Genomic DNA, 16,286 nt, shown 5'->3' with positions numbered 1-16,286 from the left:
AATATTTAATTTAAATAATTTTAGCTTATCATAGATTACATTGTGTTAGGGAGAATAAAATGAAAAAGATATTAATACTTGCCAATAATGATGTTGGTCTATATAAATTTAGAAAAGAACTTATAGCACAGATGGTGAAGGATAATGAAGTATATATATCGTTACCTTATGGTAAATTTGTCCCAAAACTTATGGAGTTAGGATGTAAATTTATTGATACACCAATTAGTAGAAGAGGAACTAATCCAATAACTGATTTTAAATTATTAATGAGCTATAAAAAAATTATTAAAGAGATAAAACCCCAAGTAGTTTTAACATATACAATAAAACCTAATATTTATGGTGGATTAGCGTGTAGATTAAGTAAAACTCCTTATTTGTCTAATATTACGGGGCTAGGTACTGCGGTAGAAAATAGAGGATTATTACAAAAAATCACTTTATTTTTATATCGGACTGCTTTGAAGAAAGTTAATTGTGTTTTTTTTCAGAATGAAGAGAATAAAGAGTTATTTAGGGATGAAGGATTGATTAATGGGGAGTATAGGTTAATACCGGGATCTGGTGTTAATTTAGATTATTATTCTGTATTAGACTATCCGTCAGACAATCTGATTAATTTTGTATTTATTGCAAGAGTAATGAAGGAAAAAGGTATTGATCAATATTTAGATGCAGCTGAATATATTAGAGGGAAGTATCCTAAAACAGTTTTTCATATATTAGGTTTTTGTGAAGACGCTTATGATAGCAAATTGAAAGAATTACAAGGTAGAGGTATTATTCAGTATCATGGGATGCAAAATGATATTAGGAAATTTCATGAAATTTCACATTGTACAATTCATCCTACATATTACCCTGAGGGAATGTCAAACGTTTTACTTGAGAGTGCTGCTTCTGGTAGACCTATTATTACTACTAATAGAAGTGGATGTCGTGAAATAGTCGATGATGAAATAAATGGTTATGTTGTGAAGCAACAAGATAGTCAAGATCTTATTGAAAAGATAGAAAAATTTATAGCGCTGGATTATGAAAAGAAAAAGAAAATGGGATTGGAAGGAAGAAAGAAAGTAGAAAAGGAATTTGACAGGCAAATAGTAATAGATGCATATTTTAATGAATTACAAAAAATTAAGACTATATTATAAAAAGATACTATTTTTGAGGAGCTTTTATATTTATGATAGAACAGTCAGAAAAATTAAGTCCTGTATTTTCTGTTATAGTAATTGCAAAAAATGAAGAGAAAAATATAGAAAGATGTTTAAAATCTATAGCAGGTGTATTTAGTGAGTTAAATTATTCAAATGAAATAATCTTAGTTGATTCAAAATCAAGTGATTGTACTATAAAAATAGCGAGTGACTTGGAAATAAATAATTTAAAGATCATAAAAATATCTGAATCGACTATATATAACGCAGCATTAGGCAGAAATATAGGAAGTAAAAGAGCTGTAGGGAAGTATTTGTTATTTTTAGATGGGGATATGAAACTCTATAAGGATTTTTTAGAAACAGGTCTAAAGGAACTTAATGAAAAAGCATGTGCAGGTTTAATTGGCATAAGGGATGACCTTATTTTAAATGAAAAATTGAAAACCAGCCAAGTAATAAAGAATAAATATAACATAAAAACATTAAAGGTAGCGCAGCACTTTGGAGGAGCATTATTAATAAAAAAAGATGCTTTTGACGAAGTTGGTGGATATAGAAATTATATTAATGCATTTGAGGAACCAGAATTATATGTAAGATTAAAGAGTAAGGGATATAAAATTTATGAGGTTCCGGAAAAAATGATTGATCATTTCGATAAACCAGTGGGGAAAATAGGAAAGCTAAAATCAATATTATTCTCAAAAAGGGGATTTGGACTAGGACAGGCTATACAATCTAGCATAGAAGAAGGTAACTTAAAGTACACGTATGGGCATAAACCAATAGCTCAAGTTTTAGTACCGATTACGTTTGATTTTTTCTCGGTTATATTTATGATCCTTTCGTTATTAAATGCTCACCTTGTTTTAGTGTGCATTTTTTTTCAAATTATGTCTTTAATAGTCTGTATATGTTTTTTTGATTTTAAAAAATTTATAGTTAGTAAGTTACTTTTTTTCCCAACTATAATAGGGACTATATATCGAACAAAAATTGAATATAACATTGAGAATATCAAATGATTATGTATTCATTGCTTATAATTAATTTAGATTACTTATTAATAGTTAACGGTTAGATACAATTTTTACATTGAAGTATGTTTTAATGTGAAAATTGTATCATAGCTTTCTGCTTGTGCAGGATAAATAAAGGAAGTAAATATGTTATTTCAGTGCAGTAACAATATATAAGATTTTTCTAAGTGAGGTTTAATTAAATGAAAATATTATTTATAGCTGGCCAAGCTATTAAATCAAATTCATCGGTTACCATGATGAATGTAGCCTATATACAAGGATTAGTAGAATTAGGTAATTATGTTAAGGTGATTACTTCTAAATTACCCGAGAATCATATAGCTCAAGATAATGGTTTTGAGTTACCTAAGGAAGTAGAGATTGAAGAGTACAGTATTAGTCCAACTTTTGATGCGTTGAGTAATAAAAAAGCTAAGAATCATAAATTTAAAAGTGTAAAAAATTTATTAAGAAAAATATATAATAATTTCTCTATATACGGAACTCAAAAAGCTTGGGTAAACAACGTTGAGCGTTTTTCTGATGAAGAGTATTATGATCTAATAATTTCATCTTCGGATCCGAAACATTCTCATTTGTTCGCTAAATATTTAATTGAAAAAGAGAAAGTTAGATATGGGAAATGGGTGCAACTGTGGGGAGATCCAATGTACCTTGATATAACAAGAAAAAGAAATTTATTAAATCATAGATTATATAAAGAAGAGGAAAATTTAATAAGCTCTGCAGATAAAATTATATATGTATCTCCCTTCACTGCGGAGAAGCAAAAGGAACTATTTCCTCAACAAAAAAATAAAATTGATTATATCTTAATACCATATTTCTCTATTGATAATCACTTATCTAATAATATAGAAAGGAATAAAATGACCTTTGGATATTTTGGAGATTATCACTCAGAGGTGAGAAATTTAGATCCTTTGTATGATGCAGCATTAGAGACAGGAGTAAATATGGTGGTTCGTGGAAATTCAGATAATCCTGCGAAATCCATTAATAAAATTAATATAGGCAGTAGGATACCAATTAAAGAGCTTAATGAAATTGAGAAAAATACTGATGTATTTGTACATCTTTGTAATTTAACTGGTACTCAGATTCCTGCAAAAGTATACTATTATTCAGGTACGACAAAGCCAATATTATTTATATTAGACGGGGATTCAGCAAAAATAAAGGAGTTTTATTCTAAATACAATAGATATGTTTTCTGTGAAAATAATAAAGAAGATATTATTAAAGCAATAAATAAAATTAGAAATAATGATTACCCTAAAGAAATGATGAGAGTAGTAGATGAGCTTTCCCCTGCCTTTATTGTGAAAGATTTGTTATCAAAAGTAGAAGCGATGTCAAATTGATGAGTAGTAATGTAAAGATTAGTATAATAATTCCAGTTTATAATGTTGAAAATTATGTAGGGCGATGCATAGAATCTATATGTAATCAGACACTTAAAGAAATTGAAGTAATAGTAGTAAATGATGGTTCAACCGATAGATCTTTAGAGATAGTGGATAGCTATAGGGATTTAGATAGTAGGGTTATATGTGTAAATCAAAAAAATTTAGGGGTTAGTGCAGCACGGAATCAAGGGATAAATATTGCCACTGGAGAATATGTAACTTTTGTTGATGGTGATGATTATATAGAAGAAACTATGCTTGAAGAGATGTATCGAATGGCTGAAGAAGAACGGAGTAATCTAATTTTTTGTAACTTAAGTAATCAACAAAAAGTAAAGAGAATTGAAACAGTTCATTATGAAACATCAGAGAAGTGTATTGAAAATATGATTGATGGAGAAATGCCTAGAACAGCGTGTGGAATATTATTTTCTTTAAAGTTGATTAAGGAAAACGATGTTATTTTTGATACAGATATGCCCTACGGTGAAGATTTTTTATTTACAATTAAATCACTGCTGTTAACAAATGAAAAAATCGGAGTTTTATCTAAAGAATTCTATAAGGTAGAAGAAAGGGCAGGTTCTGCTACAAGGTGTTATAATGCTAACCGATTTAGGGAAATCTTATTATTAAATCAGAGAATACAAGTATTATTAGAATCAGCTGGACTATTTGACAAATTGAAAGAATTTCTTATGAAATATTATCTTCAAAACATTTTAAGTTCAGTTACTAATATAGTTATGTCAGAAGAAGCATTCTCAATAAAGTTAACAAGATTAAGGGAAGTAAAAGAAAATAATCATACAAAAAATGTACTAAATCTCTATAGTAATATTGGAGTAAATAGGAAAACCAGTTTTAAAGTATTTTTATTAAAACATACAAATGCTTATTTTCTTTGGTTTTTTTATACATTTTATAGAAAAAATAAGGGCTGATTAAATGACAAATCAACATTACTCTTTAGGAAAACTTATAAGTTATATCTCAGCTATTACTGTCTGTCTTTTTCCTATATTCTCACCTTATGAAGTAGCTGGGCCAATTTCAATTGGAACAATTATTCTTTTAATTGGTGCCACTTTTTGTTTAATTATAGGTGGTAGAATAGTTGTTAATATTCCTTTTATAATTTTATTAGGAACTCATTCATTACTGTCTATAATAGCTTATTTTCAATTAGTTGAAGTAACTGGGACAGAGATGATTATTTGGAATATAGCAATGGCGATAATTAACAGTCTATTAATTATGCAGCTTGTTCCATTCTATGAAAAAAAAATATTTATCAAAGTTTTAACCACTATGTCAATAGTTGTATCGGTATTTTTGTTCTACCAATTATTCCTAATTTCCATTGGGAATATTCCACATAATGGTATGTTGTTTAAGGACCTGGTTGCAGAAGGGAAGTGGTCTACTTCATATATGAGACCAAATTCCTTTTTTTCAGAACCATCATATTTTGCAATTTATATACTTCCTATTTTAGGATGTATGTTGGCTAATAAGAAATATATAATTGCAATTCTATGTATTAGTGCATTAGTACTTTCTACTTCTACCCTTGGTATTGCCGGTGGTTTAATTATTCTTTTTATATATGGTGTTTGGAATAAGCGATTGAAGATGATTTTCTTTTTAATCACTGCACTACTCATAATAGCCATTATATGTGTTAAATATTTAAATTTAGATTGGTTATTAGAATTTAATGTGAATAAATCAATGAATATTAATGATAGGAGTCAAATAAGATTCGTAGGGTATATTGGCTATTTTGACCTTTTACCAACATTTAATCAAATAATTGGTGTGGGATTTGGTCAACTTTCAAACTATTTTAAAGGATATAATTTAACGAATTATAGTAACGCGTTTATTTTGGTGTTAATTAATTTTGGAATTATTGGATTGACGACCTATTTAATATATATTATTTGGTCTTTTTTAAATAGTAATAAAGAGGGATATATATTCATTATAATACTAGTATTAATTAGCTCAATAGATGCATTTATATATAGTGCAAATTTCTATTATATATTGTATTTTATTTTAATATCTACCAAAAATAAATTTGTTCAAATCAAAATTAAAACATAAAAAATTTATAAAAGTGAATATTTTTTATGTATGAATGAAGAGGGACGTTGTATAGGATGCGACGTCTTTCTCTTTAATTGTATTTATTTTTATGAATTTCGAGAGAAATCATGTCGCTGAGAAATAAATGCATTTGAAGGTTTTGAGCGTTTATTAATGGGGTTAGTTAGGTAGAAAATTTATAGTCTGATTATTGTTATTTAAAAGTATAGAGATTTGTTATGTAAGGGATTAAGTTGCCTTTTAAGAAATATTTTTTAATTATTTTCTAGGAGAGACTTTTGGGAAGAACTAAATTCATTTTTATAAGATAATAAGGTAATCTAAAATATACAAGTGTGAATATTGATTTATTTTTCTGTCATATTATCATCGTGTATATTTGTTTTACGTTCATACTTTGATAAAAAATAGGGAGTGATCATAAGTACTATTCTTTATATCAATTATAATAATACTTAAAGTAGAGGTAATGTATTTTGAAAATTAATCAAAGAAAAGCAGGAGTATTATTATCGTATGCACTAACTGGGACGAACGCATTAGTAGGTTTTATATATATCCCAATTTTACTCTATTTTTTAGGGAAAGGCGAGTATGGTTTATACCAATTAATGGGTTCTTTTTTAGTGTATTTAGGTTTATTTGATTTTGGGTTATCTAATACTGTAACAAGATATTATTCGAAGTATATCGCTTTAAAGGATGAAAAAGCTAAAGAGAATGTGCTTGCTATATCTACAGTTATTTATATTCTATTAACAATGATTCTGGTTGTTGTTGGAATTGTTTTGTACTTTTATTTGGATAAAATTTTCGATAATGCCTTAACACCTTCTGAAATTGCTTCCGCGGAAAAGATTTATATCATAATTTTAATAACAACTGTAATAACAATATCAACATCGGTATTTAATTCGATTATTACTGCTAATGAGCAATTTATGTTTTTAAAAGGTTTATCTATTATACAAACCATTATGCGTCCTATTATTGTCTTTGCTGTGTTTTCTATTGAAGCTAGTGCTTTAATTGTTGTGATAATTCAAGCGCTTATTAATGTTTTGGGAATAGCGTTGAAAATATATTATTCATTAAAAAAACTTGAGGTGAAAATAAAACTTCATTATTGGGATATTCCATTGTTAAAAGAAATGTTCCGGTATTCTTTCTTTATATTTATTACGGCTTTAATGGACCAAATTTTTTGGAGATCTGATCAGGTCATATTAGGAATAATTGTGGGTACATCTTCAGTAGCTGTTTATTCTATTGGCTCACAAATAATAATGAATTATATGACCTTATCAACTGCGATGTCGGGAGTTTTTCTACCCAGCATAACTAAAAAAGTTACGGAAAATGTTTCTAATGATGAGTTGACAGATATTTTTATAAAATTAGGAAGGTTGCAGTATATCATCTTAGGGGCAGTATTAACTGGCTTTATTATGTTTGGAAAAGAATTTATTGATATTTGGGTAGGTGATAGTTTTAGTGAGGCGTATTATATTACACTAATAATCATGGTTCCTTTTACAATAGATTTGATTCAAAATATTGGATTAACTATACTTCAAGCAAAAAATCTCTACTCATTTAGGGCATCTGTATTTTTTGTAATGTCGTTATTAAATATAGTGTTTTCAATTCCTTTAGCAATTTATTATGGAGGAATTGGGACAGCTGTGGCGACAAGTACGTCGTATCTTATAGGAAATGGGTTGATAATGAATATATATTATTATAAGAAAGTAAAGTTAAATATAATCAAATTTTGGAAAGAAATGATAAAAATAAGCATTCCGTTAGTCATTACGTGTATTTTGGGAATATTTATAAATGAAATTAATTTTAACTCGCAGATATTATCATTTTTAATTAAATTAATGTTGTATGTAGTTACTTACATTTTAGTGATGTGGGCTTTAGGTTTGAATAAATATGAGAAAGAGTTAATTCTTGTCCCGTTAAAAAAGTTGAGAAGACAAAAGAATTGAATTTGATTGTAGTTAGGCTGGTTTTATCCAATGGACAAGAATAGTTTTTATTATCTATAGTTAAGCGATGGTAATATAGAAAATCGAAGAGGAAGGTTTATCCATGTATAAAATAGCAGTAGCAGGAACAGGATATGTTGGTCTAGTAGCAGGTGTATGTTTTGCTGAGGTTGGGCACCAAGTAACTTGTGTTGATATTGATGCAGAAAAGGTTGAATTAATGAAATCTGGTGTTTCACCAATTTATGAAGCTGATTTAGAGGAGTTAATGAAAAAAAATTATGCTGCTGGCAGAATTAATTATACAACAGATTACAAGTCAGCATATAAAGATGCAGATGCTATCTTTATTGGAGTCGGGACTCCAGAACAAGTTGATGGTTCTGCAAATCTTTCATATATTGCAACTGTTGCTAAACAAATTGCTGAAAGTGTAGAAAAAGATTGTCTTGTTGTTGTGAAATCAACAGTTCCAATTGGAACAAATGATAAAGTTGAGCAGTTTATTCAGGACTTTTTAGTTAATGATGTGAAAGTAGAAGTTGCATCCAACCCAGAGTTTTTAGCACAAGGTTCTGCTGTTCATGACACGTTATATGCAGAAAGAATTGTTATTGGTACAGAAAGTAAATGGGCAGAAGAAGTATTAATGAATCTTTATAAACCATTTCATTTACCTATTGTTTCAGTAAATAGAAGATCAGCTGAAATGATTAAATATGCATCTAATGATTTCCTCGCTCTTAAAATCTCTTATATGAATGATATTGCAAACCTTTGTGAATTGGTCGGAGCAGATATTCAAGATGTTGCAAAAGGTATGAGCTTTGATGAGCGTATTGGAAGTAAATTCTTAAATGCAGGTATTGGATTTGGTGGATCTTGCTTCCCAAAAGATACTAAAGCATTAGAGTATTTAGCGAGACAAAATGGTTATGAATTAAAAACGGTAAAAGCGGCTATCGATGTAAATAAGGATCAAAAGACTTTATTATACAAAAAGGCGAGTCAAAGGTTAATTACTTTCAGCGGTCTTAAAGTAGCGGTGCTAGGATTGACATTCAAACCGGGTACAGATGACTTAAGGGAAGCTGCATCCCTTGAAAATATTCCTCTATTATTAGAGCAAGGTGCTAATATTTATGCATTTGATCCAGTCGGTGCAAATAATTTTGCGAAAGTGTATCCAGAGGGAAGAAATAAAAATGGAAATATCACATACGTTACAGATATTGAACAGGCTTTAGAAGATGCGAATGTTTGCTTTATCTTCACAGAGTGGGGAGAAGTGAAGGCACTGACTCCAGAGATGTATAAAAAGTTAATGAGAACACCTTTAATTTATGATGGAAGAAACATATATGATGTTCAGGCTATGCAAGAAGCGAGTATAGAGTATCATTCCATTGGTAGAAAATCAACAAGTAGAGACCGTATGAAGGAGCTGACTAACATTGAATTACAAATCTCTAAATAATAGTAAAACATATCTTATTACTGGAGCAGCTGGTTTTGTGGGATACTTCTTATCTAAAAGATTATTAGAACAAGGTTGCCGAGTAATAGGTGTTGATAATATAAACGATTATTATGATGTAAATCTTAAATATGCTCGTTTAGAGCAATTAAAGCCGTATGCAAAATTTACTTTTATCAAAGGTGATATTTCTAATAAAGATATGATTACTCAGATTTTTGAAGAGAACAAACCTAATATTATTGTGAATTTAGCTGCACAAGCTGGTGTGAGATATTCAATTGAAAATCCAGATGTATACATTCAAAGTAATATTATAGGCTTCTATAATATCCTAGAAGCTTGTAGACATTATCCAGTAGATCATCTTGTATATGCGTCATCTAGTTCTGTTTACGGTGCCAATAAAAAGGTGCCATTTGAGGAAACAGATTTTGTAGACAATCCAGTATCACTTTATGCATCTACTAAGAAATCAAATGAGTTAATGGCACATACGTATAGTCACTTGTACAAAATTCCTGCTACTGGACTTCGCTTCTTTACGGTGTATGGCCCAATGGGACGTCCAGATATGGCTTACTTTGGATTTACTGATAAGTATTTTGCTGGTGAATCGATTAAAATTTTTAATAATGGAGATTTTGAAAATGACTTATATCGTGATTTTACCTATATAGATGATATTGTTGAAGGGATCCAACGTCTTCTGGATAATCCTCCTATAGAAGATGTAAAGCATAAGGTATTTAATATTGGTAATAATAATCCTGAAAAGTTAATGGTATTTATTAAAGCATTAGAGAAAGCGCTGAGTAACTCCTTAGGAAGAGTAGTAGAGTTTAAAAAGGAGTTTGAACCTATTAAGCCAGGAGATGTACCCGCTACTTACGCATCAACGGATTTATTGCAGAAGGCTGTTGAATTTAAACCTGAAACATCTATTGAAAAAGGTTTACAAGAATTTGCTAATTGGTATGTAGATTATTATAAAATCAAATAATTAAAAGCCTAGTTTGTAATAAATGATATATTAATTAGAGAATATTAATCCTAGTATAGTAGACTAAATTAGTATTTGTATTATCTGAAAAATAGTTCGGAATAATGGAAAGAAGAGGTCTATAGCAATGAAAAAGAAAGTTCTATTTTGGGTATTAGGAATCATAGGAGTATTAATTATAGGTGGAGGAGTTTATGCTTATAATATATATTCTTCTGTTTCAAAAACATTAGATGAAGTTCATAAACCATTAAAACGCGATCAAGATAATAAACAAGAAGAAAAAATTAACAAATCTGAGCCTGTTTCAATCCTATTACTAGGTGCAGATGAACGTGGTGAAGACAAAGGACGTTCAGATTCTTTAATGATCATCACATTAAACCCTAAAAATAATTCAATGAAAACAGTAAGTATCCCTCGTGATACATATACAGAGATTGTTGGAAAAGGAAAAAGTGATAAAATCAACCATGCTTACGCATTTGGTGGTGTAGATATGTCTGTAGCCACAGTAGAAAAATTCTTAAATATTCCTATTAATTATTATATTGAAGTAAATATGGAAGGATTTAAAGATATTGTTGATGCGGTAGGTGGAGTAGATGTAAATAATGATTTAGAGTTTACACAAAATGGTCACCACTTTGCTAAAGGTAATGTGCATTTAACAGGTGATCAAGCTCTAGCATTCACACGTATGCGTAAAGAAGACCCGCGTGGTGACTTCGGTCGTCAAATGCGTCAACGCCAAGTAATGCAAGCTGTTATTAAGAAAGGCGCAAGTTTCTCTTCTTTATCAAGTTATGGTGATGTGTTAACAGCAATTCAAAAGAATGTGAAGACAAACTTAACGCAGGATCAAATGTTTGATATGCAAAAAAACTATAAAGATTGCTTGAAAAATAGTGAGGATATCCAAATTCCAGGTGACGGGCACAAAGCCGCTGATGGTATTTGGTACTACTATGTTCCAGATGCAGCAAAACAAGATTTAACGAATAAGTTAAGAGCGCATCTTGAAGTGACTAAGTAGTATGTAATAACCCAACTCCTTTGGAAGGAGTTGGGTTTATTTTTGCATGGATTTATATTAGTATTATATATTGTGAGATTAATAGATGAGGTGAATCGATGAATAAGAAAGCAGTACTTGTCCTTGTTATTTTTGTATTGTTTGTTGCTTCGGTTGTGAGTGGTAAACTGTACTGGAATAAGAAGATTGCGAATGCAACAGGACAAACGAGTGAAGTAACGAAAACAAAGGCTGAAGTGAAAGATAGCGGAGCAAAGAAAGAAGAGAAGAAAGAAGAGAAAAAACAAGATGCGAAGTCATCTTTTAACGAAGCATATGCGAAGAACTTGCCAGATGCAGTGAAAGAGAAGTTAAAGAAAGCTGCAGCAGATAAAAAGGCAGTAAATCTTGTTATTGTTGGTGATGAAGCTTCTTCATCTGAAAAAGGTGCTTGGGCAGCTAAGTTAACGACTAATTTAGAAACTGCTTACGGTAAAGGTTTATGGAATGTGACTGTAAAGGAATATAAGGGTGAAAGCACAGAAGAGTTAATCGCAAATAAGCGTGATAAAGAGATTGCGAAAGAGAATCCAGATGTGATTTTATTTGAGCCACCATTTATTACTGATAACGGTAAAACTGGTAATGGGAACTCTGTCGCAAATACACAGAAGTTCGTTCAAGCACTTTCTACTAGTGCAAAGGGTGCTACAGTTATGATTCAACCATCAAATCCAGTTTATGGTGCGAAAAATTATCCGAAAGCGATTGAAGCGTTAAAACAATTTGCGACGCAAAATAATTATACATATATTGATCATTGGGGAGCATGGCCAGATGCATCGACAAAGGCTATCCTACCATATTTAAAAGAAGAGTTTGGTTTCCCAACTGCTAAAGGTCATGAAGTTTGGGCACAATATGTAACGGATTATTTTGTAGCTAAATAATAAAAGGGAAGAGGGTATCGTCGACAAAATATGTTCGACAATACCCTCTCTTTTTTTGTACGATTTTTGCTATACTAAACTGTACTATAATACATGATGGAAGGAGGAAAATAATGAAAATACTTGTGGTTGATGATGAATCGAGTATTCGCAATTTGATTCGGATGCAGTTGGAGATGGAAGGTTATGAAGTATTGGCAGCGGCTGATGGGAGAGAAGCTTTGGAGCGATGGAATGAAGGGCCGGATGTATTGATTTTGGATGTTATGCTTCCGGATACGGATGGGTATGAGTTGCTTCGTTTGTTCCGTGAGAGGGATAGGGATATTCCGGTGCTTATGTTAACGGCAAAGAGTCAGATGAATGATAAGTTGCTTGGATTGCAGCTTGGTGCTGATGATTATGTGACGAAGCCGTTTAATTATGCGGAGCTTATTCTTCGGGTTAAGAATATGGCGCGGCGTGTAAAGAAGACGGAGGCGGCTGTAAGTCATGAAGTAATTGAGGCCGGAGAGATAGTGATTTGTCCTAAGGAAAGAAAGGTACATGTGAGTGGACAAGAGATTCAGTTAACGTACCGAGAGTTTAATTTATGTCAGTTGTTTGTTTCAAATCCGCAGCGTGTGTTTATGAGGGATGAGTTGCTTGAGAAAGTATGGGGATTTGAGTATATCGGAAATACGAGAGCAGTTGATATTATGGTGCAGAGACTTCGAAAGAAGCTTGGGACGAGCGGAGAATATATTAAGACAATTTATGGCGTTGGCTATAAACTGGATTGTTAAGTGGTGATGGTATGTCTTTAAAGCGAAATATGGTGTTTGGAATAGTTGGGCTGTTAATTCCGATTTTTGTTCTTTTATATGCAGTTGTTTATATTACGTTAGAAAAGAATATGTATCATAACGCAGCAGATTCTTTAGAAAAATTAAGTGTAGAAGCACAAATTTATACGATGAATTATTTAGAGAAGGAAGCAGAAGTGGATACGCTTGGTCCTAATTCACTTTTAATTGCGTCGTATTTAGCGAAGCGTATGGATGTCCGTGTACAGATGATTGGGAAGAATGGCGATGTTGTTGCAGATACACAAAAAGGAGCATTGCTTCACCGTAACATCGACATTGAGAGTTCCTTGAAGGGAAAGAAGTCTTATGTCTTTGAGGAGGGGGATCCCGCTCCCATTCTTTTGTTTTCAAGCCCAGTATATTATGGAAACGATGTCATTGGAAGTATTCGTTTTATAAATGAGTTAACGGGTGAGAAGGAAGTTTTAACAAATGTGAGCTGGACGTTCTTAATGACGTCTCTTTGTTTAGTAGCTACTGGTATTTTCTTTGCGATTCGTTTGGCGAAGTCTCTTCATAAACCAATTGATCAGTTGAGACAAATGGCACAGAGGCTCGCGAATGGTGATTATAAGAGTAAGATTGAGTTAAATGAGTACGTGGAAATCGCTCAGCTTTCAGCATCTTTTAACGCGATGGCCGATGGAATTGAGCTGCATATTAAGCAATTGCAGGAGGAGAAAGAGAAGCAGAAAGATTTCCTAGACCGCATTACGCATGAGCTAAAAACACCGCTAACGGCAATTATCGGTTATGTTGATTTAATTCCGAAGTTACAATCGAAAGAAGATGTACAGGAAAGTCTTCATTATGTATCTGTGGAAAGTGAGCGTTTATTATCACTTGTAGAGGAACTGCTTAAGTCTTCGAAATATGGGAAGAGTACGTTTGAAGTGTCTCCTACAGTTGTGAATATAAAGGAATTGGCAGAAGAAGCTGTTTCAATTGTGAAGCCTCGCCTAAATCAATTTGAAATTGAAGTGATAAATGAGTTAACGGATGTACATGTTGTTGCGGATTTTGATAAGACGAAGCAAATTTTCTTAAATGTGCTTGATAATGCAATTAAGTATAGTGATGCTTCGCACATTCGTATGAATGTAATTGTGAATGAGTATGAGGCGAAGGTTTTTGTTCATGATGATGGGATCGGTATAGATGAAGTGGTGCTTGCAGAGTGGAATGAGTCTCCGAAAGGAAAAGCACTTCCTTCTAGTTACGGGAATGGTTATGGTTTGTATATTTGTCAGGAGATTATGAATAAGCAGGGCGGAAGCATGCGTATTGAGAGTAGTGAAGAAATAGGTACTACAATATTCATTACATTTTTGCTTCCGAGAAGAATGGAAGACATAAAAAACTTGAAAGCGGTTAAATGATACATTTATGAAACAATTATGCGGTATTTTCGAAACAACGTTTTTTTATCTTGGAGGTAGGCAGAAATGAAAAGGCTATCATTTCAAATTCTTATGTTTGTCATTTGTATGATTGTTTCTCTTGTTTTGTTTTATGTTATGGAGAAGCAAATATATAATCGAATCAACATTGTAAATGATAAACAAGCCGTTTTACAAAGGGTGAATGAATCTCTTCCAATTGAAGTGAAAGTAAGACATGAAAAGTGGGGAGAAATTGTTGTAACGGATGAAGTTCGTTTGCATACGATTGTTTCATTCTTTGACCGAATTCGAATAGAGCCAGGTGACGTTAAGAGCAAAGAACAAGTATTTACTGGAGAAGTAACGTACTTGAATGGACATAAGCGTACTTTTGCAGTAGGTGACTTGTTCCAGTATGGGGAAAATGTATACGGAAAGAATGGCATGGATCCGATGATTTCAGCACTTCAAACGTATTTATTAAGCCTGTATTACACACCAGAGCGTATTAGTGATTTCTTTGCTTCAGCAAAGGATGTCGTAGTACGTCAAGGCGATGTGGTACGTACTATCAATCTTACGCACATACTTGATTCTATTCGATACGCAAAGCAAATTACAGATTACGGAGAAATTCAGAAGTTATTACAATCGCAGAATGAACCGATTGCTTATATTACAGCTTATAAAACAGGTAAGCGTGTAAAGAATGATCGTGAAGATATTCTTACGATTTCTGTGTATCCATCGTACTTTGTGGTGCAATATCTCGGTGATAATAACGGTAATGTCATGTATATGAAAGGCTCTCTAGCAGAGTTATTCGTAAAGGAGAATGCGTCATGAGAAAGATAGCCTTTTTCTTCTTTTTGCTAGTAATTGGAGGAGCGATGTCTAGTTGCTCTCGAGATACAACCTCTATTAAATATAGTAAAAATGGTCTCCCTATTTTGGATGATCGTCATATTGTTGCGTATGTAGCGGCTCGTGAGGAAGTTGGTGAAGCGTTACTTTCATCATTTTGTAAACCGCGCGGATGTACGTATGAATTTATTCGTCTTTCAACAGAAGAACTTCTTCGTAGAGTGGAAGAAGAAGCTGGAAATCCGAAGGCGGATATTATTATTGGCGGTACAGTAGATGCGCATCAAATGATGAAGCAAAAAAATCTTTCTATTCCTGTGATAAGTCAACATGCAAATCGTATTTCAAAAACTGTTAAAGATAAAGATGGTTATTGGTACGGTTATGAAGTAGAGAAGCTGGCAATTGCGATTAATAAAGAGCGGTGGAACGAGGAAATAGCGCCGCTCGGTCTCTCGTATCCGTTAAGATGGAAAGATTTATTGAATCCAGTATATAAAGGAAAGATTATCATGCCCGATCCAAATGTTTCAGGTACAGCATATACGTTTTTCCAATCACTTATTGATACATTAGGTGAAGAGGAAGCGAAGGAATATGTGAAGAATCTGGCAGAACAAGTTGGAGAAGTAACAGTGAATGGTTACATCCCAGCAGAACTTGTTGCGAGTGGTGAATATATGATAGGCATCAACTTTATGGGAGATCAGAGAATGCTTCAAAAACAAGGCTTTCCGATTTTAAGTAACGAACCTGAGCAAACAGGGTTATCTGTTAATGCGATTTCTAAACTAAAACGTGCACCGAGTGGTATTATTGCGGATTTATTTATTGATTATTGTTTATCAGAAGAAGCGGGGCATATTTTAGAAAAGGTATCGTTTGGCGTACCAACGATGTTTGCGAAGAATGAGAAAGAAATAGAAGGACAGCCGGTTAGAAGGACGAACCAAAATATATCAAATAGCGGAATAATCGAGATATGGAATAGACAGCGTCTCTCTCTGAAGTGAGAAA

At 32.2% G+C, this 16,286-nt stretch carries 14 protein-coding genes; all 14 read left to right on the top strand.

All coding sequences use genetic code 11. From position 1 onward, the window contains the following. The first annotated feature begins 59 nt into the window (after positions 1-59). The 14 genes from RT27_RS08870 (at position 60) to RT27_RS08805 (ending at position 16,282) form a co-directional block, all read left to right on the top strand. Positions 60-1,157, top strand: coding sequence for a glycosyltransferase family 4 protein (locus tag RT27_RS08870; RefSeq protein ID WP_043935863.1), 1,098 nt, complete (start codon positions 60-62; stop codon positions 1,155-1,157). A 32-nt stretch (positions 1,158-1,189) separates the two neighbouring features. After that, positions 1,190-2,191: a glycosyltransferase gene (locus RT27_RS08865; RefSeq protein WP_043935862.1), complete on the top strand. Its 1,002-nt coding sequence runs from the start codon at positions 1,190-1,192 to the stop codon at positions 2,189-2,191. A 197-nt stretch (positions 2,192-2,388) separates the two neighbouring features. Next, positions 2,389-3,573, top strand: coding sequence for a hypothetical protein (locus tag RT27_RS08860; RefSeq protein WP_043935861.1), 1,185 nt, complete (start codon positions 2,389-2,391; stop codon positions 3,571-3,573). Further along, complete coding sequence (locus tag RT27_RS08855) at positions 3,573-4,562, top strand: glycosyltransferase (protein WP_043935860.1); 990 nt, start codon at positions 3,573-3,575, stop codon at positions 4,560-4,562. Before RT27_RS08860 ends, RT27_RS08855 begins: the two co-directional genes overlap by 1 nt. Positions 4,563-4,566: 4 nt before the next feature. Beyond that, positions 4,567-5,730 (top strand): hypothetical protein, encoded by a 1,164-nt coding sequence (locus tag RT27_RS08850; RefSeq protein WP_043935859.1) that lies wholly within the window; start codon positions 4,567-4,569, stop codon positions 5,728-5,730. Between the two features lie 479 nt (positions 5,731-6,209). Continuing rightward, positions 6,210-7,730 (top strand): oligosaccharide flippase family protein, encoded by a 1,521-nt coding sequence (locus tag RT27_RS08845; RefSeq protein WP_052497679.1) that lies wholly within the window; start codon positions 6,210-6,212, stop codon positions 7,728-7,730. A 103-nt stretch (positions 7,731-7,833) separates the two neighbouring features. Further along, positions 7,834-9,207 (top strand): UDP-glucose/GDP-mannose dehydrogenase family protein, encoded by a 1,374-nt coding sequence (locus tag RT27_RS08840; protein WP_043935857.1) that lies wholly within the window; start codon positions 7,834-7,836, stop codon positions 9,205-9,207. Beyond that, entirely contained in the window at positions 9,185-10,210 is a 1,026-nt protein-coding gene (locus RT27_RS08835) for a GDP-mannose 4,6-dehydratase (protein WP_043935856.1), read from the top strand. Before RT27_RS08840 ends, RT27_RS08835 begins: the two co-directional genes overlap by 23 nt. A 127-nt stretch (positions 10,211-10,337) precedes the next feature. Continuing rightward, on the top strand, positions 10,338-11,246 hold the full coding sequence (locus tag RT27_RS08830; RefSeq protein WP_043935855.1) for a LytR family transcriptional regulator: 909 nt from the start codon (positions 10,338-10,340) through the stop codon (positions 11,244-11,246). A gap of 98 nt (positions 11,247-11,344) precedes the next feature. Next, on the top strand, positions 11,345-12,175 hold the full coding sequence (locus tag RT27_RS08825) for an SGNH/GDSL hydrolase family protein (RefSeq protein ID WP_043935854.1): 831 nt from the start codon (positions 11,345-11,347) through the stop codon (positions 12,173-12,175). A gap of 113 nt (positions 12,176-12,288) precedes the next feature. Beyond that, positions 12,289-12,960 carry a response regulator transcription factor gene (locus RT27_RS08820; RefSeq protein WP_000699553.1) on the top strand — a complete coding sequence of 224 codons (672 nt, stop codon included), beginning with the start codon at positions 12,289-12,291 and terminating at the stop codon, positions 12,958-12,960. Between the two features lie 11 nt (positions 12,961-12,971). Then, positions 12,972-14,402, top strand: coding sequence for a HAMP domain-containing sensor histidine kinase (locus tag RT27_RS08815; protein ID WP_043935853.1), 1,431 nt, complete (start codon positions 12,972-12,974; stop codon positions 14,400-14,402). A 66-nt stretch (positions 14,403-14,468) separates the two neighbouring features. Beyond that, the gene (locus tag RT27_RS08810) at positions 14,469-15,251 is read left to right on the top strand and encodes a DUF3919 family protein (protein ID WP_043935852.1); all 783 of its coding nucleotides are present in this window, start codon (positions 14,469-14,471) and stop codon (positions 15,249-15,251) included. After that, entirely contained in the window at positions 15,248-16,282 is a 1,035-nt protein-coding gene (locus RT27_RS08805; RefSeq protein WP_043935850.1) for an ABC transporter substrate-binding protein, read from the top strand. The genes RT27_RS08810 and RT27_RS08805 overlap by 4 nt, the downstream gene beginning before the upstream one ends. The last annotated feature ends 4 nt before the right edge of the window (positions 16,283-16,286 follow it).

This window comes from Bacillus sp. L_1B0_5 (genome assembly GCF_000836715.1).
Taxonomy (GTDB): Bacteria; Bacillota; Bacilli; order Bacillales; family Bacillaceae_G; genus Bacillus_A; species Bacillus_A thuringiensis_S.
The sequence above is the reverse complement of the archived record's forward strand: the minus strand, read 5'-3'. Positions and strand labels throughout refer to the sequence as shown.